The organism is Bacteroides thetaiotaomicron VPI-5482, from assembly GCF_000011065.1.
Lineage (GTDB): Bacteria > Bacteroidota > Bacteroidia > Bacteroidales > Bacteroidaceae > Bacteroides > Bacteroides thetaiotaomicron.
This window is the reverse complement of the sequence record NC_004663.1, coordinates 3293670-3314038: the sequence shown is the minus strand read 5'-3', so window position 1 is coordinate 3314038 and position 20369 is coordinate 3293670. Positions and strand designations below refer to the sequence as shown.

Annotated in this window: 21 protein-coding genes; 6 read left to right on the top strand and 15 right to left on the bottom strand. The window is 44.8% G+C overall.

Annotated elements, in window-relative coordinates; genetic code table 11:
* Nucleotides 1–12: 12 nt before the first annotated feature.
* The 4 genes from BT_RS13425 to BT_RS13410 are packed head-to-tail and all read left to right on the top strand — an operon-like array spanning nt 13 to nt 7416.
* On the top strand, nt 13–2031 hold the full coding sequence (locus tag BT_RS13425) for an Mfa1 family fimbria major subunit (protein WP_011108434.1): 2019 nt from the start codon (nt 13–15) through the stop codon (nt 2029–2031).
* 10 nt (nt 2032–2041) lie between these two features.
* Entirely contained in the window at nt 2042–3058 is a 1017-nt protein-coding gene (locus tag BT_RS13420) for a FimB/Mfa2 family fimbrial subunit (RefSeq protein ID WP_011108433.1), read from the top strand.
* A complete protein-coding gene (locus tag BT_RS13415; RefSeq protein WP_011108432.1) occupies nt 3055–4143 on the top strand; it encodes a hypothetical protein in 1089 nt (362 codons plus the stop codon). The genes BT_RS13420 and BT_RS13415 overlap by 4 nt, the downstream gene beginning before the upstream one ends.
* A 45-nt stretch (nt 4144–4188) precedes the next feature.
* Nucleotides 4189–7416 carry a DUF4906 domain-containing protein gene (locus BT_RS13410; protein ID WP_011108431.1) on the top strand — a complete coding sequence of 1076 codons (3228 nt, stop codon included), beginning with the start codon at nt 4189–4191 and terminating at the stop codon, nt 7414–7416.
* An 81-nt stretch (nt 7417–7497) separates the two neighbouring features.
* On the opposite strand, the gene BT_RS13405 is transcribed toward BT_RS13410, so the two are convergent.
* From BT_RS13405 to BT_RS13395, 3 genes are all read right to left on the bottom strand, one after another.
* Complete coding sequence (locus BT_RS13405) at nt 7498–8709, bottom strand: tyrosine-type recombinase/integrase (protein ID WP_011108430.1); 1212 nt, start codon at nt 8707–8709, stop codon at nt 7498–7500.
* 691 nt (nt 8710–9400) lie between these two features.
* A complete protein-coding gene (locus BT_RS13400) occupies nt 9401–9694 on the bottom strand; it encodes a helix-turn-helix domain-containing protein (protein WP_011108429.1) in 294 nt (97 codons plus the stop codon).
* A gap of 10 nt (nt 9695–9704) precedes the next feature.
* Nucleotides 9705–9992, bottom strand: coding sequence for a helix-turn-helix domain-containing protein (locus BT_RS13395; protein ID WP_011108428.1), 288 nt, complete (start codon nt 9990–9992; stop codon nt 9705–9707).
* 347 nt (nt 9993–10339) lie between these two features.
* Between BT_RS13395 and BT_RS13390 the strand changes: the two genes are divergently transcribed.
* Complete coding sequence (locus BT_RS13390; protein WP_004323231.1) at nt 10340–10633, top strand: helix-turn-helix domain-containing protein; 294 nt, start codon at nt 10340–10342, stop codon at nt 10631–10633.
* Between the two features lie 57 nt (nt 10634–10690).
* The gene (locus BT_RS13385; protein WP_011108427.1) at nt 10691–11392 is read left to right on the top strand and encodes an NYN domain-containing protein; all 702 of its coding nucleotides are present in this window, start codon (nt 10691–10693) and stop codon (nt 11390–11392) included.
* 97 nt (nt 11393–11489) lie between these two features.
* Here BT_RS13385 and BT_RS13380 read toward each other — a convergent pair whose 3' ends face one another.
* From BT_RS13380 to BT_RS13335, 12 genes are all read right to left on the bottom strand, one after another.
* Nucleotides 11490–12287 carry a PRTRC system ThiF family protein gene (locus BT_RS13380; protein ID WP_011108426.1) on the bottom strand — a complete coding sequence of 266 codons (798 nt, stop codon included), beginning with the start codon at nt 12285–12287 and terminating at the stop codon, nt 11490–11492.
* A complete protein-coding gene (locus tag BT_RS13375) occupies nt 12284–12985 on the bottom strand; it encodes a prokaryotic E2 ligase family D protein (RefSeq protein ID WP_011108425.1) in 702 nt (233 codons plus the stop codon). Before BT_RS13375 ends, BT_RS13380 begins: the two co-directional genes overlap by 4 nt.
* A gap of 12 nt (nt 12986–12997) precedes the next feature.
* Nucleotides 12998–14041, bottom strand: a complete 1044-nt coding sequence (locus BT_RS24920) for a hypothetical protein (RefSeq protein WP_306668133.1) — start codon at nt 14039–14041, stop codon at nt 12998–13000.
* Nucleotides 13963–14145, bottom strand: a complete 183-nt coding sequence (locus tag BT_RS24675; protein WP_225011944.1) for a hypothetical protein — start codon at nt 14143–14145, stop codon at nt 13963–13965. Before BT_RS24675 ends, BT_RS24920 begins: the two co-directional genes overlap by 79 nt.
* A 3-nt stretch (nt 14146–14148) precedes the next feature.
* A complete protein-coding gene (locus tag BT_RS13365) occupies nt 14149–14370 on the bottom strand; it encodes a PRTRC system protein C (RefSeq protein ID WP_011108423.1) in 222 nt (73 codons plus the stop codon).
* A gap of 21 nt (nt 14371–14391) precedes the next feature.
* On the bottom strand, nt 14392–15474 hold the full coding sequence (locus BT_RS13360) for a PRTRC system protein E (protein ID WP_011108422.1): 1083 nt from the start codon (nt 15472–15474) through the stop codon (nt 14392–14394).
* Between the two features lie 18 nt (nt 15475–15492).
* On the bottom strand, nt 15493–15702 hold the full coding sequence (locus BT_RS24670) for a hypothetical protein (RefSeq protein WP_073343634.1): 210 nt from the start codon (nt 15700–15702) through the stop codon (nt 15493–15495).
* 20 nt (nt 15703–15722) lie between these two features.
* Nucleotides 15723–15935: a hypothetical protein gene (locus BT_RS13350; RefSeq protein WP_004323218.1), complete on the bottom strand. Its 213-nt coding sequence runs from the start codon at nt 15933–15935 to the stop codon at nt 15723–15725.
* A 91-nt stretch (nt 15936–16026) separates the two neighbouring features.
* A complete protein-coding gene (locus BT_RS24845; protein WP_256593225.1) occupies nt 16027–16152 on the bottom strand; it encodes a hypothetical protein in 126 nt (41 codons plus the stop codon).
* 67 nt (nt 16153–16219) lie between these two features.
* Entirely contained in the window at nt 16220–17980 is a 1761-nt protein-coding gene (locus tag BT_RS13345) for a DNA topoisomerase (protein WP_011108421.1), read from the bottom strand.
* A gap of 94 nt (nt 17981–18074) precedes the next feature.
* Nucleotides 18075–18350 carry a DUF4099 domain-containing protein gene (locus tag BT_RS13340; protein ID WP_004323215.1) on the bottom strand — a complete coding sequence of 92 codons (276 nt, stop codon included), beginning with the start codon at nt 18348–18350 and terminating at the stop codon, nt 18075–18077.
* 46 nt (nt 18351–18396) lie between these two features.
* Nucleotides 18397–20202: a DUF3945 domain-containing protein gene (locus tag BT_RS13335; RefSeq protein WP_011108420.1), complete on the bottom strand. Its 1806-nt coding sequence runs from the start codon at nt 20200–20202 to the stop codon at nt 18397–18399.
* Nucleotides 20203–20369 lie beyond the last annotated feature (167 nt).

Genomic DNA, 20369 nt, shown 5'->3' with positions numbered 1-20369 from the left:
AAGTTGCAGATTATGAAAAGAATTAGCAAGTATTTTTTATGCCTTTTTGCCGTAGTTCTCACAGCAGGTTGTGCTGAGGATAAACTAGGTGAAACAGAATTTGACCCTACTGTTTATGAGGGAGATAAGGCATACATGACAGTACAGGTAACTATGCCGTCTGTGCCTGGTTCGCGTAGTAATACGGTTGAAGGTGGTGGCAGCAATGTTGGTGTCGAAATCGGTAAAGATTATGAGAACAATGTGAAAAGAATGTATGTGGTACTTGCCCGCAGCACGGATAATGCATTCATTGCTTTTGGTGACATGTCGGACAAGATGAAACAATCCGCAAATAAACAGGCTTATATTGGGACTTCCGAAATAACTAAAACGCAATTGTCTCAGTTCTATAATGATACAGAAACACCAACTGATAAAAAGGAAGTGAATGTATTTATATTTTGTAACCCGACAGATGAATTGGTAGAACTTATTAGTAAAACTGAATATAAGAATACGACATGGTATAATGCAATTTGCAAGGGTGACGATGAGGAATTAGGAAAGATATGGAGCAAGAATGAAGGTGGCAGCTTTCTGATGTCCAACTATTCCATAGCTAAGCGCTTGCTCCCTAATACGATGAATGACTGGTTGTTATATAATGAAGCCACTCCGTTTAATCTTTCCGGAATAAACAATGCGGGAAGCTTGTCACAAGTAGACAACAGTGTAGGTGGTGCAGTGAAAGTAGAACGCGCAATGGCACGTTTCGATTTTAGAGATGGTAGTCGCAGTTTGCCTGAAAATATACGTCCTCAGAAAGGCAACACTTATCCGGTTGTACAAGATATTGCGCCGGACGGAACACCTGGGGCTTACATTGTAAACGTTGAATTAGGTAAAATGGCTTTGGTGAATATGAATAATAGTTTTTATTATTTGCGTCGTGTATCTGATAATGGACTTCCGGCACAAGCTAGTCTTTGCAGCCCGGAAAAGCCCTGGTTTACCGCTGTGGGAGGTGGGGAAACTCATCTTAATGGTAATTATGTCGTGGATGTGTGGGCAACCGAGAAGAATCAAGGCATTGAGACTACGAAATTAAGTGAGTATTTTAATTACCCTCTCTTTCAACCTGACGGCTCAATAGACAATACAAAGCAAGATCAATGGAACACGCATCTATTATCTACGGTTCTTGGGGGTGAAGAAGATACAGATAATAGCTGGAATACTGGTAACAAATATGGTGACTATCGTATATGGCGGTATGTAACTGAAAATACAATTCCGGGACCGGTTGACAGGCAGGTAAACGGTATAACAACCGGTATTGTTTTCAAAGGAAAAATGGTAGCTACTGAAGCTGCTGCCGCTAGCACTGACGAAGATACCAGGCACTTGGCAGAAGTTATTAATTACACTGCTTCTGGTTTAATGAAGGATTCTTATAAAGATCCGATTATTTATATGTTCGGCGGCAATTTGTATGTAAGTTGGCCAAATGTGCGAAAAGCAGTGAAAGCTGTTGCATACAACGAAGAGACCAAAACATGGAGTCGTTCTCATCCGCTTTATGTGGCTGTATATGGTACCGGTGGTACAGGTGAGGAAGGGGATGCTAGCCCTCAAGATGAAAGTAGTGCTAATTCAAAATGGAACACTTGGGACAGAAACGATAAAACACTTGAAGGTTCTTATCTCAGTGATTTCAGACAAGCAGCTACTGATGCCGGCATAACCATCTATCAGTCAAGCGAGGACAAAGACGGTGGTTGGGGCTATTATTGCTACTATTATTATTGGAATCGCCACAATGACAATGGTGTGGAAGGTGAAATGGCTCCGATGGAGTTCGCTGTAGTTCGCAACAATGTTTATAAACTTGCTGTAACTAACATTTCCCGTCTTGGGCATCCACGTATTTCAGATAATGACCCTGATAACCCAGGTCCTGATACTCCCGATGAGCGAGGTGATATTTATCTGACAGTTTCGGTAGATGTATTGCCTTGGGTAGTTCGTGTCAATAATATCGATTTCTAAGAAACCAAAGATGCATAATAAAAAACGAAATATAATTTCAGGGTTTATCAGTACGGTGCTTGGCATCGTACTGATAAATTTTGCCTTTTCATCGTGTGAGCGTATCTATGAAGATCTTGCTCCATGTCCGCATGGCGTGTCACTACGCTTCATTTACGACTACAATATGGAATATGCCAATGCATTTGCTAAGAAGGTGGATTGTCTGACATTGCTGGTCTATGATGAAAATGGCAATTATGTGGATACTCGCATAGTGACGGGTACGGAGTTGCAGGACGAGAACTATCGCATGAAGCTGGACCTCAAACAAGGAAATTATCATTTCGTAGCTTATGGTGGTCTGGCTTGTAATAAGAGCTCTTTCCTTATGAAGTATACCCCCGGAGAAGGAACTGGATATACCGATTTGCAAGTGGAACTAGATTCGGAATGCTTGACAAATCCCAGACGAAAGAACTTGCACGGTTTGTATTGGGGTGAACTTACTCTCGCTACTGCCGACCTTTACAGTGAAGGCACTGTTGAGATGATGAAGAACACCAATAATATTCGTGTTGTGTTGCAACAAATGAATGGTGAGCCGGTAGATGATAAGAAATTTGAATTTGAAATTACCGATGATAATATACTGTTCAGTTACGATAATAATTTGCTTGAGAATGGTATGGTGACATACACTCCATGGGCACAAGGGCAAGCTTCGGCAGGATTCACTGATGAGGGAAGAGAAGTGGTGGTAGCTTATGCCGAACTATCTACTTCACGGTTGATGGTGCGTGATTGGTACTCGCCTAAGCTGACGGTGCGTCGCAAAGCAGATGGTGTGGAAATTATCAATATTCCACTTATTAACTATTTGCTTATGCTTAAGAGTGATCTGTATGCAAGCATGGATTCGCAGGAGTTCCTTGATCGTGAAAGTGAATGGTCAATGATATTCTTCTTAAGCCCGAATCTTGAATGGATTAAAACTTATATTAAGATAAACGATTGGACTGTCAGAATCAACGATATAAGACAATGAAGAAAATCGCATATATCATTATACCATGGGCTATTTCTCTCCTTTTTCGGGGGTGTGCTCATGATGCAGATAGTGAAATGTTTGACAGGGAAGTGCCGTTAGTGAATCTTAATATCAGTGTTGCCCTGTCTGACATATCGCAATCGGGTACACGGGCCAGTGACATCTATCCAGAGGCTCCAGTAAATGATAATGAAAAGATGAAAACGTTGCGTATTATTGTCGTACGTAACAATGATAATATAGTGGAACATAACCGGATTTACAATTTGGAGGTTGCATCTACCGATTGTTATAGCGAGCCGATGAAAGTTATCGGAAACGAAAAGAAACGAATTTATTTGTTTGCAAATGAAGCTACGGAAATAAAGACAACGGGATTTTTTCCGAAACGTAAATTGGTAGAGTGTGATTTTGAGAAAATTCAGCCCGGAAGCTTATTCTTTACGGATTATATATCCAGTCTGACCATTCGGTTAGGCAGTAATATGGAGCGAATCGACGGTCCGTTGCCGATGAGTGGACTTTATATGGTAGATGTGCCTGCCGAGGATTGTGAACGTGAGCTTTCCATAATGAGAGCGGCTGTTAAATTTACTTTCAATATAACGAATAAAAGCAGTCGGTCCATAGAAATCACGAAACTGACTATTGATAAAATGGCAGAAAGGGAGTATTACTTGCCACACAATGCTACATATATAGAGAGAGAAACGACGGAGGGAACAAAGTTCTGGGACATAAATAGTTTCGATGTTCCTACTTTGAAAGGGTATTATACATACGATGCGTCATCGTTGTTTAAAGGGCAACTGCTTCCGGGAGATGAAAATACGAAAACCAATGAGCAACCGATTTACCTGTTGGAGGGGAAGCATAGTGATGACAACAATAAGGAAAATCCTTATCTGCTGACTTTGGGTGTCAACGGAACTGAATTGAAAAGTTACTTGCCAAATCTGCCACAGTTGCCGCGAAATACACATGTGGTGGTAAATATCACAATTAATGAACATGCAATGGATTGCATAGTAGATGTGCGTCCTTATACCGAAATCACACTAGAACCCGATTTCGGGTTATAAAAAAAGAAAGGAAAGATTTCCTTAAATAACTTTATACAGGAAAATATGAAACGCAACATTATTTATAGTCTTACAGGTATGCTGATATTTGTCTTGACTGCCTGTACGGATGATTGGCTGAACAACGAAGGCGAAAGAATGCCGGAAGGAGAAGTCAGTGTGAGTGCTACTGTAGAGTTTCTTCCTCTTCGGCCGGCTCTGGATGTAAACACTCGTACGGCAGGAGATGTAATCAAAGACATCAATGATCTTTGTGTGTTGCTGTATGATGAGGAAGGAAATCTGGTGAAATCGTACTATCTTCTTCCGAAAGGTACTGCTTCAACGGAAACTACAGATAGATTCGATGTTGATGATATTGACCGTGCAGACACAGATGCGGAAGGAGGCAAAACGGCGGAAGCCAAAACCAAACGGGCTACCTTCAAGTTAGCTCAAGTTCCTTACGGCTATTATTATATGTATGCGGTAGCAAATATGGGTAACTTGGCTGAGTTAGAAAAAGATAATATACAAACAGTCGATAAACTGAAATCGATTAATCTGACATGGGAAGCAGAAAACTGGTTCGCGACAGAAGAAACTGCTGATGGAAAAGTGACAAGAGCTACTAAAAACCATCAGATGTTTGGCTACTTCACAACAAAAGAGAATGCACCTGCGGGGGCTAACCGCAATACGGAAGCTTCACGAGTAGCTATAAATAAGAAAGATATGGAATTGCACGCATGGATTCGCCGCGCAGCTTCCAAAGTAACCATTGCTTATGATGCCACTGGATTGAAAGAAGGAGTTTTTATTTATTTGAAATCGGTTCAGATAAAGGATATTCCTGTTAATTGCTACTTGGGAAAAACAAACACACCAAGTGAAGATGAACAATCGTCTTTAATAAAAGACGGAGAAATCATAAAGTATTATACAGGAACTACCCCACCTGCATTTGACGAATTTTATCCGGTACGTTTAGCTACGGGGAGAGCTTATTACCCGTGTGAAGAGAATGGAACTTTTAAATATGGACACGAAGAGGCAGCTGATGCTTTGTTTTTCTATGAGAATATGCAGGGGGACCAGCCATATGATAAACGCCAGGATGCAGATGGAGATAAAGAACTGGATCATCCCGGATTACCTCCTCATCTGCAACAGCCGGACAAAGATTATTCAAAATATAGACCAAAAGATAACGTACCTTATGGTACATATATTGAAGTAGACGCTTATTATCGTTCTATTAATGAAGAAAAAGTAGGTAGTGGTGATATTAAATACCGTTTTATGCTTGGTAAAAACATTACAACAAACTATGATGCCGAACGTAATCATCACTATAAACTTACATTGAAATTTAAAAATTTTGCAAATGATGCAGACTGGCATATCGAATATGCTGAACCGGAACCAGGTATTGAGGTGCCCAATCCCTATTATATTTCCTATTTATATAACAGAACGATGGATTTGCCTATAAAAATAAATCCTGGTTATGCGAAAGTGGAAAGTGTGAAAGCGGAAATACTCAACAATGGTTGGGCGCCTATTGGTGCAGATGCTAATAATTTTGATTATTATCATTTTGATTTGGAAGGCAAGAATGTATGGAATGGATTTCTTTCTTTGCGCCGTACTACTGCAACCATACTTACGACAACAAAAGCAGATGCTAATGAGGATTCAGGTATTGTTTATGCAGAAAGCAACCAGGAATACTATAACCGAACTCAACGAGGAAATCGCGAATATGCCGTAGATCCAGGCATTCACGAAGATACTGAATATGGTAATTATTCTGTGCGTAAAGAAGAGGGGACGAATATACTTCATATGAGTATACCTTTATATACACGTGCGAAACAGATGATTGCAAAAACTAGTTATACCGGGAATAATCCATATGTAGCCTACCGGCGTCAGGCAAAAATAAAAATAACCGCGACTTTATCGCAGGGTGAGCCATTAACAGAAATAGTTGATATATTCCAGGTACGTCGCGTAGTCAATCCTAAAGGAATATATCGACGGCATAATAATGACAAGCCTTTCCATGTTGTTTTAAAACGTTTGGCACGGGAGAATGCTACAAATTTCGAAGAATTTACTTCCGAGGGGGCTTGGGAAGCTGTTGTTGCAGCGACAACGCACGAAGGATTTGTGAAGTTAGAAAAAAGTAGTAGTAACAAGTACACGAGTATAGATGAACATGGTACACTTAAGGGGCTTTCCGGTTCAGTAATTGATTTCAAAATTACGTTCAATGGTACATGTGCAGAAAATGAATCCCGCCATGCCGTTATTCGTGTCAGTTATCACAACAATACTTGCAATCACCTTATATTTGTCCGCCAGGGCTATGCTCCTGTAGCTTTGCTTGACGAAGGGCGGGCTTGGCATACGTTTAATATGAAGACTCCTACGGAGGAAACAGATTCGCCGGTAGAAGAAGGGTCATTGTTTAAGTGGGGAAATCTGAATGAACCAATTGATGCGTCAAGTAATAAACATGAGAAAGAATATTGGATAGAAGTGCAGCCGAAAGACTTTAAAGATGATAAAGCCAAGCCACTAGAGATTGCTGGAAAAGGGACTACTAAATTGTGGGATGAAATCACATCTCAGCCTTTTAATACCCCTTTTGAAAAGCCTAAAATTAATGGAAAAGAAGTGGAAATTGCCAATTACGATGATTATAATGTATTGTATAAAAGCAAGGATATAGAAATGGGCTATGGTGTACTCTATGGTGATGATGCCGAGGAAACACTTTCCAATATCAATGAAGTATACGGATATCGTTATGATAGTTTCGGCACATATGGTATGCGTGGTTGTTTTATATATAATAAAACGGATGGGCGGAATCTATTCTTTCCGATAGGAGCGTCAGGCTATGGACATAGAAAACAAGGATATGGTGATATGAAAAATTGGCAGGGCGTAGTTACTGGTCAGGGCTATATACATGGTGAGACAAAGAATACAGTTGTACTCCGTTATTCTGCTGGACGTAGTGATAAATTCAATATGACGGCAGGTGATGAGAAACCTTTGTTTTATGATTTGTATATGCGTCCGGGGGCTATCTATTGGTTACAGCAGATATATCCACCAGGGCGCGATGGAGAAAGTGATATTATGGCGTGGGATATTAATTACTTCTCTTTTGATTTTAATTTGATTTCTAAAAGTAATGTTTACGCAACTCTTACTGGTGAAAATAAAATAGAAACGCCTAAAAGTGATGCATGCTTTATCCGTTGTGTAGAGCCATGATAATCTTATTTATTAATAATGTAGCATTGGAAAACTAAGGGCTGACTTTTGGGTCAGCCCCGTCAATACTCTTTTGGTATACTATAATGATTTAAGTATAATACTGTTTGCTTTATCCACTATGGAGGCGTCTAACGAGGCTAGATAAATACGTGTTGTGTTTTCGGAGTCATGTCCCATAGCTTCGCTAATAACCGAGATAGAGATATTTTTACTCTTGGCAATGTTTGCCCATGCATGGCGGGCGACATATGTTGTTAGTGTGACGGGGATCTCTAACATTTGTCCTATTACCTTCAGCTTTCTATTAATCAAATGTGAGGCATTTTTATATTCTCTTCTTGGGTCTTTACCGTTGTTTTTGATGATAGGTAGTAGATAAGAGCTTTCTATAGTGTTATATTTATCGACAATTTTTTGCATGGGCTTTTCCCACTTAATGAACAATTGTTGGTCGGTTTTATGTCTGCGATAGGACAGAACTCCATTCTGCAGATCTTTCTTTTTCAGATATGCCATGTCAATGAACGACATTCCGCGGGTGTAGAACGAGAACATGAAGATGTCTCTTGCATAATCCATCAAAGGGTTTGTGCTCAGATCTAAATTTTGTATTTGGCGAATTGTTTTTAGAGATACAGCTCGTTTTACTGTTTTGTCAATACCGGTATACACATACTTGAACGGATATTGTTGTTGTGTTAACTCTTTTTCTACAGCACGATTGTATATTGCTCGGAGATTCCGCATATAATATGAACAGCTGTTTGGACAGACACCGCAGTTTTTAAGGTATATTTCATATTTTATCATCAGATTGGAATTTACATCTTCAAGTAGAACGTCACCATTATTGTCCATAAAACGCTTGAAACTGTTGTATGCTGAGGCATAAGACTCGGCAGTGCGTTCTTTGCCGATTTGTTTTAGTTGTATAATAAGATCTTGTGCGAATGATAGAAAACTGTATTTATTGATGGGGGGAATACGGAATAGCTCTATTATTTTTCCGGAGGTAAAAGGATTGCCCGAATGTTCAAGTTTTGAAATGATATTTTTCAGTCTATGCATGTCTTCTGCTATTCGGCTTGTTAGTTGAGCGAGAAAACGTCGTCTTATGTCATTATTGTCCGGAAGAATGATGCAAGCCAAATGCTTATCCCATTCTGAAGGAAAAATTTTATAGCCGGTATTGATTTGCCTGGTTACTCTGGCATGAATGATTTGATAGAACAATACGCCTTCTTTTGTTTTCACGGAAGAGGTACGGAATTTGATTTTTATTGTTGCCATATCTACATGATTTGTTATATTAAACTATAAATAAATGAATATAACAAATGAGCATTTATCTGTCTTTTTATAAAATTAATCCTTTGTCATACAGAAAAAATGCCTGATGGAAACATTTTTATTTATCATTCATTTAGGATAATAGAAAACATATTTGCTATAGAAAAAGTTTGTTCATTAAATGAATTTTAAAGTGGGCGAAAAGCTGTTGCTTAACATGAGATAATGATTGAATAAATGCTGTACCAAAATCAATTGCAGAATGGTATCATATTTATGTTGATTCTCATTCCTATTGGTTTTACCTGTTCCAGAAAAAGAAAAATCCCTGAATTTTGAAAAAAATCAGGGATTAATATTGTCTTGCTTTTTAAAAGGTGGTGCCACCAGGAATCGAACATTTAAAGTTCTTTGTTTTTAAAGTCCTGATAGACAGCACTAAATCTTATATCGTTAAAATCAAAACCATTGAATTAGCCATATTTCTAATTTCAACTATTTCAATCTTTATCGCTGTTATTTTTTTGACGGTGCAAAGATATGGAAAAGGTTCGATTCCTCCAAATAGTATTGGCATAAAATTACAGAAAACTTTATAATGTATTCATTTATGCTGGAATGAATGGCATATATATGAAGAGAACGTCTTTAGGAAAATTTCCGAAGACGTTCTCTTCTATACTGCCGGCTTTTAAAAAGCTTCCAGCCTGTTTTCATCCAGCAGTTTTATAATATCCTTCTCTTTATAAAGTATCCTGCCTCCCAGCCGGTAATAGGGGATAAGCCCGGTTGTCCTGTGTTCAACCAGTGTCCGGCGTGTTATCTTCAGTGATTCGGACAGTTCAGCTTCGGTGATGTACCTGTCACCGTTCAGGATAGGTCTGTATCTGTCCGGTTCGCTTCTTAAGAGTTCAGTGATGTGTCCAATGTCCTGAAAGAACCGGATAATTTCCGGACTTTCCCTTGTCAGTAAGTCATGTGCCATATTTCTTTGTTTAATTGTTTCCTTTTTGTAACACTCCTTCCATGTATGTGACGATGTCTTTTTTCCGGTAATAGATTTTCCTGTCTATCCTGCTGTACGGGATTTTTCCCGTGCTGCGCAAAGTAAGCAACTTCCTTGGAGAGATATCCATCATAATGCATGCTTCCTGATTATCCATCCATTCCGTCAGTCTTTCCTCCTGCCGTATTCCTCTTCCTGTCCGGATATCCCGGATGATTGAGCTTAACGCCTGCTTCATTTCTTCAAATGTTGCGGCTTCGATACTGATCACTTCCATAAGCTTTTGATTTTTTGTCCGATGTAAAGGTATACTGCCGGCATGTTTGTCTCCAAGTCTCTGACTACAGGTGTCAGCAGATGTCGTCAGATTTCACGGATAGCTGGTCGAGTTGTAAGTCGTATTTACAAATTGTACCCGGACTTTACAACATCCGGGATTACATTTTACAGTGCTTTTTGTAATTTTTTATTTTATATTTCTTTGTGAATTAGAATGTTATGTAAAAAGATGGATTCGTTTTTTTGAATCCGGCATGTAATTTTCATTATAGTGTAATATACTCTTGTAATGCGCACAGGAAGAGTATTCAGGTAATCACTTTTTAAAACAATGGAGGATATGCCATGATGTATATAGATAATGAGGTACTTGAGAAAATGATCATGACTATGGTGGAAGGTTTTAATCGCCTTGAAAAGAAACTTGACCGTATGAACCGCCTGAAAGACTGCCTGGACGGCGACACCTTGCTGGATAACTGTGACCTTGCGCAACTTCTGGGCGTGACGCAACGGACCATTGCCCGTTACCGTGAAAAGGGGCTTATCCGCTACTACCAGACGGACGAGAACGGGAAGAATTTTTATCGTAGTTCGGAAATACAGGATTTTTTGCGGCATAGGGGAAAGAAAAAATAGGTTCAATTATTTATATTTGCGGGAACCTGTTATATTTTTGCAGCTTAAGGATTCGGTATGAAAAAAGAAAAAGATTTGTCTGTCGCGGTTTTGATTGACGGCGATAATGCTTCTTCCGAGAAGATGGAAGATGTGATGCGGTTCGTATCCCGCTATGGTGCTGCCGTTGTGAGACGTATATATGGTGACTGGACTAAAAAATCCCTTTCCGGTTGGAAGGATGCGGCAAGGGATTATTCGTTCAGGATGGTGCAGGCTTCCTCTTTTGTGCCGGGAAAGAATACGACGGATATCGCGTTGGTTATGGATGCGATGGACATCCTTCATGAGGGGCGGGTCGGTTGTTTTTGTCTGGTCGCCAGTGACGGGGATTATACCCTGCTGGCACAACGTATCAGGGAGAGTGGTCTGACGGTCCTCGGTTACGGGGAGGGAAAGACTCCGGCGGCACTGGTACGTTCCTGTACTGAGTTTCTATTGGCTGACCGGAAGGAGGAGAAGCCTTTTCAGGAAAATACACCTGAATTTTTTATTCAAAGAGATATGGAATACTTTGATAAGGCTTTTGAACAGGCTGCTGACGGTAAGGCGGAGGTCAGCTTGTCTTTGATTGGAGGGGTGCTGAAGAAGCTGATGCCCAAATTCAAAGTGAAAAGGTATGGCTGCAGGACGCTCGGCAAATTGTATGAAAGGCTTGAGAAATACGAACTGGTTAAAACGGGGAAGGGTGTTGCCGGATTAGTGCGGATTAAATCCTGAATCCGGTTCCGGTTTTATACGGATTGAAAAAAAATACCGATGCTTCCCTTGCCGCAGCAACTGTTGGCGGCAAGGGCGGCTGTCTGTTTCACATGGCTTATACCGGTATCGGATTAACCCGGAGTGTGTCCAGATTGATATATGCTCCCCGGTACAGGGTTCTTCCTTCCTTGAACATCCTCCATAGGATGTCACAGCCGACTTGTGCCAGTATGGAGTTGATGTACAGGTCCTGTCTTTCCAGTGCTTCCGCCAGTGAGCAGCTCGGTTCGGAGTCCTTCTCTTCTATTGTGGAATAGTTCACCTCCTCGGTGATGACGTTCATTCCGGGTACCGGCATGAATTCTTTTGATGCCGGCTGCCGTATCTTGTTGCGGACAGTACCTATGAAGACTTGCCCGGTGGTTTGCGCATTCCCGAAATCCATCCAGTAATAAACCGCCCTTTCATTGTTTACGGAGGTCTCCCTGTATTTTTTCAGGAATCTCCACAGTTCCAGTCGTGAGCGGGTATTGTCGGTGCAGGTGATGATGATATTTGCCGGCTTTGTCCTGTCATCTCCGTTTTCCTGTGTTTTCCGTACGGGATAGCGGCAGTTTTCCGCCGTCCATGTTGTTCCGAAAAAACGGTTGACGCGTGTGACGGCCGCCGTCGCCTTGCCTTGCCCTAGTTCCATCTCACTGAAGAGCTGGCGTCCTATGTTGGCTTCCGTAATAATGTCGGGATCGAATACGGTGACATGTAGGCCCGGGTGTCCCAGTGCCTGCAACGCGACGTTCATGCGTGCCAAATTGGTTATGACCTGTGATCCCGTGCCCCCTGCACCCGCAACATGGATGGTGACGGGATGGTAGGGTTTCAGCAGGTAGTTGTCCGTGTAATGAATCTTTTTCATGCCAGTATGTCTTTAAGTTTCTTCCCGGATTGTTGTAACTCGCTGTAATCAAACGGATTGTTCCGTGCATGTTCCGTTACGGAAACCAGGTTGCTGCGGGTCGGGTTCCTGTTACCTCCCAAATGTGAGAACTCGCTCATCCAGAAACGCTTTTCCCAGTATTCCTGAAATTCCAGAAAATCCATGTCCTGCGGTTTCTTTGGCGATGAGCTGCCCAGGCAGACGTTCGCCCCGGCTACATTGAAGAACGGCGCCAGATACAGTTCTGTCCGCTCTTCGGGGATTGCTCCCTTGAAGGCGTGTATGTCCATGCATTCCCTTTCCACCACGTAGATGACGCCCGGTACGTTGAATGTCCCGTCTGTAATGTGCAGCCCGTCCTGAAAGTACATTTTTCTCTTCTGTGGCGGATTGTACCATATGTACCTTTCGCGCCCTTTTCTAGAGTCGCACAGGAGCATGTTCCCGGGGATGCGTCCGTGCGGGATTCCGCTCATGCTTTCCGTGTATGATTCCACCAGTGAGTTCATGAACTCATAGGTTACCGGAATGCCGGCCCCCATCCGTCCTTTCTCATTGACGGGCCTGAGTTCGAGATAACTTCGCGGGGTTGAGTAACCTGTCGTTTCGCATTCATAGGCGACAAGTACCGCTCTGGGATGCATGATTTGCTGCATCTGTTTTGTCAGTTCATTCATTTTCCTGTTTTATTAGAAGTTGTTTGTAATGAGTTTTGTGAAGCGTTCGAGCCAATGGGAGAACCGCTCCGGAAAGTCATCCATGGAGAAAGGCTTTTCCGTGTCCGGTGTCAGGTGGAATGTCGTGACGGGTGTGATCACATATGATTCCTGGTAGTCCGAGTTGAAATAGCTTTCCATTTCGTCGTTCATGGCGTCCTTTACCGACCAGGTGACCATTATCTGCGTATCCAGTCCCACCGGCCTGAAATCTGCTGCCTTCTCGTATGCCCAGTCGTAGGAGTATTGCATGATGCTCGGGCTGCCGTATGAAATGTATGCCGTACCTTCCGTGAGCAGTTCCAGCAATGCCCGCTCATTGTTCTTCTTCGTATGGTATTTCCGTATTTCCCCCTCCAGATCCGCAAGAAATCCCTTTGGATTGTCCATTCTCTTCAGTATACGGTGCGCCTTCCCTTTTTCATACAGTCTGGCAAGTGCGGCCTTGCGTCTGATCTCTCCTGCCGTCGCCTCTTCGTCGTAGAGCCTGTAGTCTTCCAGGTAATCGTGTGCCATTTCGTGGTAGCTGGTATCCGTGCTTTTGGGTATGCCATGGTGCCGGGCGAGCTGCCGGATAAATTCCAGTGCTATCTTTCCGAGTTTCTCCGGCAGTCTCTCCGTGAATTCCAGCGGTATCCAGAACAGTTTATATTCCGGCCACTCATGGAACCGGTAGAGGCAGAAGTACAGCCTTCCGTTCTCCTCTTCCAGGTTGACATGCTCCGGGAGTATGGTGTCCATTGCCCGGTACAGTTTGACGATGTTCATCCTCGGTGATTTCCCGGTCGGACGGAAAGGAAGCCTGAGGCCGACAAGTGCGCTGTATCTGAGTGCCGATCGGTACAGGAAATCAAAATTCTCCCTTGTCGTAAGATTGATTTTCTCTCCCGCGCGGATCTCCATACAGTAATCGGGGGTAACGGGGAGAATTCTCCCCGTTAGAAAATCATTACGGTTCCTGCCGGCGGCAGCCTTCTTTTCTTTCTGCTGCCGGTTCCCCGGCTGATGTCTGTGCATCCGGCCTCGCTGATAATAAGTCGTGCCAGGTCTTCCGTTTGTAGTTCCGATAACTGTCTGCATGTTGTCTCCTCCTTTTTCTTAGGGTTTGTTTTCTTTGCCATGGCTTATCCTTTCGTTCCTATGGTGGTTTTGAACCGGTATATCGCGCGGTCCTCTTCGAGTTCCGGCCCGTGCAGGGTTGCCGTGGTCAGTTCCGGATAGTTCATGGAATAGAAGTCCGTCACTTCGGAAAGGGACATTCTGCTGTCCGGATCTTCCAGTGTCAGGGTGTCATTTCCTTTTTTCAGGATGAATACTCTTTTGAGTCCTTTGATATCAAGTGCCATATTATTTAAAGTTTTAATGGTTTAACAACATATAAGCTCCGCCTGTGTCTCGTCCTTCATGCGGCATTCCTGCGGGAAGTCTATGTATTCCGCATACGGGTCTTCACGCAACAGTTCCCTGTCACTTTCATCGTCCTTGTCAAAAGTGAGCGCTTCTGCGGCCGGTTGTGGCGGTGACTGGTATTCCCTGCCCGTATTTTCCCGGGTTGTCTGTATGACGGTTGCCTGCGGCTGCAGGGGGACGGGTTGCGGCTGTTGCCATGGTTGTGTCTGTGGGTACTGTCCGCCGGGCTGGAGGAAGTATGTTTGGGGCTGTTCCGCTGTTTGTTGCGGACTGCCGTTTGCGGGATTCCGGCAGTATCCTTCGTACATTGGCTGTGGTTGCGGTGTTCCCGGATAATATTGTGGTACGGGCTGCGGCTGTACTATCTGCGGCCGGGGCACCGGTTGTTGTACCGGTTGCGGGATTGCCTGCTGTACAGGCTGTTGTGGCGGTTGTGACGTGAACATCCGCATTTGTCCGTCAGGTCGGTTACCGTTCGCCGTACCGTTTGCGGGCGGCTGTTGTGGAAGCGGCTGTGTGTCCGTTTCAGGAAACAGGCAGCCCTGTGACGACTCCTTCTGCACTTCCTGTATCCTTGCCTCTATCTGTTTCTGCCTGTCCGTATCTGCGAGTACCTTGGCCTGCCTGAAGCAGGTTGTCGCTTCCGAGTATCTTCCTGCCGTGAACGCCTCCTCCGCACGTTTGAGGAGTTTTTCCATCTTTTCCTGTTTTTCACGTGCCTCTTTTGTCTTCTTGTCGTTGGCGGTTCCGGCCGCCTTGCCTTGTGTTGCGGCGAGCCGTGCCTGTTGCTCGAAGGTTTCAAGGTTGGTGAGGATTCCCTGCGCTTTCTGCAGCGGTGTGGTGATGATCTGCAGGAATTGTCCGTCCAGTTCCATGGGGGTGCCGTTGAGTATGAGCGGCACGATGGCCTGTCCGGCTTCATCCTTGAGTGTTGTACGTTTGGGTATTACCGCTACGGACAGTTTTCCGTCCGTTCTCCTGATGTTGATGTTCAGGTCTGTGCCTGCCGACATCATCTGATAAATTGATTGGAAAAACATAATGGTTGTTTTTTATTGTTATACATAGGTTTCCTTGAGATATGTCTTCAGAATTTCGTCTCTGTCCGGTCGCTTCGTGATGTCAAGCAGTGGCTTGAGATAATACCCGATATTTCTGGGCTCATCAATCGTATTGGGAAATCTTCTCTTTGCAGGCCTGATGCTTCGCGTTGTCGGCCACAGTGCGGGTGCGACCGGAGCTGACGGGGTGAATTTTCTTGTTTCCATTTCATTTGTAGTTTAAGGGTTTATAATAACATTCCGATAAGGATCAGAATGGTGAGAATTGTCGCCAGGAACGGGAGGAGTTTTAGCAAAATACGGATTATGCTTTCCGCTATTGTCAGTAACAGGATGGTATGTACCGGAATTATGCCTTTGCGGCATAGCAGGATTATTACTGCGGCTGCCAGCAGTGTGACCGCCGGCTTGCAGATGCTTGCGATGGATTTCTGTTTCATGTCCTTGTTGTTTTTATGAGTGTATGATTATCTCTTCGGGATCTGTTTTCCCGATTTTACAGGTCTCCTTCCCCCGGATTGCCCTTTTGTGTCAAGGCTTGGCGAAAGAAAATACCGGAGCACAGCGAGGATGATTTTCTTTCAGCCGACCGGCCCGCAGGGCTGCCTTGACACGAATACGGGGTAATCCGGTACCTTTGCCGCCTAAAAGCGGCATAACAGATGTCTGATAAATAAAAAATGCAGACTTTTCAGCCTGCATTTCCCGTTCCTATATATAGCTTCTATCTTTCACATTTCCGGAAGATATCTTCCGTTACCTCTCTCGAGAGTTTGAGTACCCCTTTCATGAATTCTTCCTGTGTAAGCTTTCCCCTTTCCATTCGTGCCAGTTGCGCCTCCCAGCCCGAAGTCAGTGCGGTTTCCGCTATTTTCATGTTCCGTACCGTCTCATATATGTAAAGCCCCTTTCGTGTGGGGATGATGTATTTGCCTGAATAACGTACATATTTGCGGTCAATCAGGGTCTGCAGGATTCCTGTACGCGTGGCCGCCGTTCCCAGTCCGGCAGTGTCCATGTAGGTGATCAGTTCCGCGTCGGTATATGCGGATACGGTCAGGTCCTTCCTGTGTATCAGGCTGCATCCGGTAACAGCGGCCGTCTCCCCGTTTTCCAGTTGCGGGATGGGGGAGAAGCCGTATTCCCTTCCTGCAATGACGCTTTCTCTTTCGAATATGCCGAACCATCCCTTTTCAATGATGCGGCAGGCATGACACCGGAAATTTCGTGCGGCACATACGGCATCCACAGTGGTGTATTCCGCCCTGCATACGGGCATGAAGGCTTCCAGCATCCGTCCGATAATCATCATGTACAGCTGCATCTCTTCCCGGTTTAATCCTTCCGGATATGTATCGGTAATGATGATGGCGTGGTGTTCCGCCGCTTGTCCTTCGTCGACTACCTTGTCCGGCAGGTCGAATATGTTGATCCCCATGCTTCTGACATACGGTCGGAATTCCTTCCTGTTCAGGATTTTCTCCATGATACGGGGCAGTTTGTCGTAAACGTCCCGTGGAAGGAAACGTCCGGCAGTTCGCGGATAGGAAATCAGTTTCTTCTCATAAAGTTTCTGTGCGATTTCAAGCGATTTTCCGGCAGTCATTCCGTAATAGTTGTTGGCGTCTTTCTGGAGTTCGGTCAGGTTGTAGAGGGCTGGAGGCTCTATCTCCCTGACCTGTCTGCTGACAGCGGTGACGCGTGCATGTCCGGCCAGTTTGCAGTCACTGTAAAGCCGTGCAGCCGCCTCCCGGTCTGTGAATTCTTCCGTACAGCGCATTTTGAGCAGGGTGTTATTTTTGCACAGGCTGATAAAAACCGGAAAGGTGTCCGTGGCAATGTGGTTCTCACGTTCACGGTAACGGCTGCTTATGGCTGCCAGTATGGGTGTCTGCACCCGTCCCAGTGAGTTGTTTCCCGTTCCGGTCGCCTGGCAGAGGGCATAGCTGGCGTTGAGTCCCAGTACCCAGTCCGCTTTGTTGCGGCTGTCCGCTGCCAGAAACATGTGGTCATACAGGCTGCCGGGCCTGAGGTTGTCCATTCCTTCCAGCACGGCTTCGTCCGTAAGTGACGAGATCCATAGACGGCGGTAGGATTTCCTGCATTCCAGATACCGGTAAAGGTACCTGAACACCATTTCCCCCTCCCGGGAGGCGTCGGTGGCCGCAATGATACTTTCGCAGGCGTCGAATACTTTTTCGATCACTTTCAGCTGGAGGACCGCGTTGATGTCCGGTATCCATCCCGTATCGGTCTTGATGTGTTTTACCATCAGTCTGAAGGGGGCGGGATTTATCGGGAAGTCCCCGCGTTCCGGGCGGTCCATCCCGTAATCCTTCGGCATGGCCAGTGAAAGCATGTTGCCGAAGGTCCATGTCACCATGTACCCGTTCCCGCTCATGTATCCGTCCTCTCTGGTATGTGCTCCCAGAATTCTTGCTATCTCTTTTCCCACATTGGGCTTGTCTGTCAATATCGCAATCATGATCTTTTTCCATTTGATGTTCCCCGTACCTTCGCAATAAAACCGGTACGGGGAAATTGTGTATACTTTTGATTCTGTCTGTATGGGGCAGGGATTATCCGCCGGCTTCGCTTTCCGCTTCGGGACTGATCCCGTTGATTTCCATTACCGGCTTTCCGTCCGTCCCCACCGTGATCCTGAGGGTGGCGTCCATTGTTAAGCGGAGTGCGGAAGTGCGGATTTTCAATGGGACGGTTTCCGTTTCCTCCCCTTGCAGGAGCAGTTCCATGTCCCCGCTTTTTTCCAGTTCTTCTTTGTGGATACCGATGGTCTCCAGTTCTTTCCAGTCAAGGTCTTCCTTTCTGAATATCCGGTTGTCATTCTGATTCATGCCTTTTTTTCTGATGAATGGTTAATGATTCTTTTTTGTATTCTTTTTATACGGCCTGTCTGCTTCCTTTCTTCTGTTCCTGCTGCCGGTTTTGCGTGTCGTCCGCCTGTGCGGCACGCCGGGCTGTATTGCGGCGTATGTCCGGGTTTTCCTGGAAGTATTGCAGCTGTCCGGAATTTGCGTTCACTTTCAGGTAGGAACTGAATGTCTTGTTGTTGGCGCTTTTCAGGTCCGATACGAGTATGGCTTTTCCGTCCTGCAGGTTGGCCCGTTCCTGTGCCGTGAATACATGCCCGTATACTTCCGCCGGAACGACCGGCACCTGGCGCTCGCTGAAACCGTCCGGTGTACGCGAGTATTGCGGCCTGCCCGTATTCATGTCCAGTTTGACGAAGGAGGAGAACTCTTCCCCTTTGCGGTTGATCATGTTTTCAAGGAAGACGGGTTGTCCCTTGCGCAGCGCCTCCTTGTCCTCGGGAGTCAGTAGCACGTTGCAGATTTCCTTCGGGATGTATATTTCCCCGTTCTCCGGATTATGTCGTGTATATTGCGGTCGGCCGGTCACCTTGTCCAGCGTGACGAAAGAGGAGAACAGCGCTCCGTCGGTGCGTTTCATATCCTCTACAAGGATGGTATGTCCTTCGCTGAGCATTTTGATCTGGTTGGGTGAAAGTTGTACGCCTCCCAGGCTCTGCTGGTTGAACCCCTTGCTTTCCGGATAGATGAATTCCAGCCCCCTGCGTTCCGCGCTGTATTGGAGTGTGGCGTCGAACGGCTTTCCGTTTTTTGAGATCATTCCGTCCACATATACCGGTTGTCCTTCCTTCAGCGCGTTTATTTCATCCGCTGTCAGCCTGATGCCTTTCACTTCACTTGGTATGTATACGTTTTCTTGCCGTACGGCAACCAGCTCGTTGGTATTCTTGTCAATGGAGATGAGACAGGGTGTATAGGAACCCCCGTTCAGGTTCAGTTCCGCCACGCGTCCCATGTTTCCTGTCTCACGGAGGTTCTTCTTGTCCTCTTCCGTGAAGATGTGCCCGAAATAGGGCCTTTCCAGTTCCGGTTCCTTGCGGATACCGTGGATACCCAGACCGATCTGCCCGTCCGGCATGGTGATGAATGAGAGGCGTGCGTCCAGTTTGACCCTGGCACCTGTCAGCGTCAGTGTCAGGGGAACCAGTTTGTTGGTTTTGTATCCTTTCAGCATGGAATCCAGCAGTCCCTGCTGTTCGAGGGAAGTTTTGGAGACTCCCATCTTTTCCAGTGCGTCCCAGTTTACCATGTTCTCGTCATAACGGTAGCGTGGTGCCTGCTGTTCCTGCGGCTGTTCTGTTGAAACTGTCGGTTGTGGTGCCTGTTCCTGTGGGTTTGTTTTTTGTTTCTTTGCCATTGTTTCTGTTTCTTTTTCGTTCTTACTCTGTTCCTTGTTTTCTCTTGGTCGGATTTCGTAGCGTTTGAGGAACTCTTTTACTGCGTCCGTTTCCTTGCCTTGTGACAAATCCCTGATTGCCTGCTTGTTCTGCTTGTAATCATGGACGGTCATTCGTATGAGCCGGAAATGTGTAGGTTCCTTGAACTGGCTCCAGAAGTTCTTGATGAAGTTTTCGAGGATACTGGAGTTTTTCTCGAATTTCAGAAAGGAGTTTTCGTTCTTTTCTTCTGCAGGAACCGTCCTGACCTTTCCTTCCCCGTCAATTTCGCTGACGGCTTGCACACCGGCTTTGGGGTCCTCCTTGTTGTGGACAAACAGTAGTTCGTTGATTTGTTCCACATAGGGCTTTTCTTTGGCGGATTTCTGCGTTTTGCGCGTCCGCTTCGGTTTTTCTTTCACTTCTTTTTCTTGTGCCATGATCCATCATTTTGAGATTAATGTTTTCGTTTGACAGCTCAAAAATAGTGGCTGAAATTGAATAAAATGCTGATTCTCAAAATGGTGACATCACGTGTCGTTAGATGTCAGCAGATGTCAGTCAAAGGGGAAAGATGATGGTAAGCGTCTCTGCGATAGCATATAGC

Excerpts from the sequence above, each read along its gene's own strand:
- BT_RS13425 (WP_011108434.1), top strand. The coding sequence starts at position 13 with ATGAAAAGAATTAGCAAGTATTTTTTATGCCTTTTTGCCGTAGTTCTC.
- BT_RS13420 (WP_011108433.1), top strand. The coding sequence starts at position 2,042 with ATGCATAATAAAAAACGAAATATAATTTCAGGGTTTATCAGTACGGTG.
- BT_RS13415 (WP_011108432.1), top strand. The coding sequence starts at position 3,055 with ATGAAGAAAATCGCATATATCATTATACCATGGGCTATTTCTCTCCTT.
- BT_RS13410 (WP_011108431.1), top strand. The coding sequence starts at position 4,189 with ATGAAACGCAACATTATTTATAGTCTTACAGGTATGCTGATATTTGTC.
- BT_RS13405 (WP_011108430.1), bottom strand. The coding sequence starts at position 8,709 with ATGGCAACAATAAAAATCAAATTCCGTACCTCTTCCGTGAAAACAAAA.
- BT_RS13400 (WP_011108429.1), bottom strand. The coding sequence starts at position 9,694 with ATGGCACATGACTTACTGACAAGGGAAAGTCCGGAAATTATCCGGTTC.
- BT_RS13395 (WP_011108428.1), bottom strand. The coding sequence starts at position 9,992 with ATGGAAGTGATCAGTATCGAAGCCGCAACATTTGAAGAAATGAAGCAG.
- BT_RS13390 (WP_004323231.1), top strand. The coding sequence starts at position 10,340 with ATGATGTATATAGATAATGAGGTACTTGAGAAAATGATCATGACTATG.
- BT_RS13385 (WP_011108427.1), top strand. The coding sequence starts at position 10,691 with ATGAAAAAAGAAAAAGATTTGTCTGTCGCGGTTTTGATTGACGGCGAT.
- BT_RS13380 (WP_011108426.1), bottom strand. The coding sequence starts at position 12,287 with ATGAAAAAGATTCATTACACGGACAACTACCTGCTGAAACCCTACCAT.
- BT_RS13375 (WP_011108425.1), bottom strand. The coding sequence starts at position 12,985 with ATGAATGAACTGACAAAACAGATGCAGCAAATCATGCATCCCAGAGCG.
- BT_RS24920 (WP_306668133.1), bottom strand. The coding sequence starts at position 14,041 with ATGCACAGACATCAGCCGGGGAACCGGCAGCAGAAAGAAAAGAAGGCT.
- BT_RS24675 (WP_225011944.1), bottom strand. The coding sequence starts at position 14,145 with ATGGCAAAGAAAACAAACCCTAAGAAAAAGGAGGAGACAACATGCAGA.
- BT_RS13365 (WP_011108423.1), bottom strand. The coding sequence starts at position 14,370 with ATGGCACTTGATATCAAAGGACTCAAAAGAGTATTCATCCTGAAAAAA.
- BT_RS13360 (WP_011108422.1), bottom strand. The coding sequence starts at position 15,474 with ATGTTTTTCCAATCAATTTATCAGATGATGTCGGCAGGCACAGACCTG.
- BT_RS24670 (WP_073343634.1), bottom strand. The coding sequence starts at position 15,702 with ATGGAAACAAGAAAATTCACCCCGTCAGCTCCGGTCGCACCCGCACTG.
- BT_RS13350 (WP_004323218.1), bottom strand. The coding sequence starts at position 15,935 with ATGAAACAGAAATCCATCGCAAGCATCTGCAAGCCGGCGGTCACACTG.
- BT_RS24845 (WP_256593225.1), bottom strand. The coding sequence starts at position 16,152 with ATGCCGCTTTTAGGCGGCAAAGGTACCGGATTACCCCGTATTCGTGTC.
- BT_RS13345 (WP_011108421.1), bottom strand. The coding sequence starts at position 17,980 with ATGATTGCGATATTGACAGACAAGCCCAATGTGGGAAAAGAGATAGCA.
- BT_RS13340 (WP_004323215.1), bottom strand. The coding sequence starts at position 18,350 with ATGAATCAGAATGACAACCGGATATTCAGAAAGGAAGACCTTGACTGG.
- BT_RS13335 (WP_011108420.1), bottom strand. The coding sequence starts at position 20,202 with ATGGCACAAGAAAAAGAAGTGAAAGAAAAACCGAAGCGGACGCGCAAA.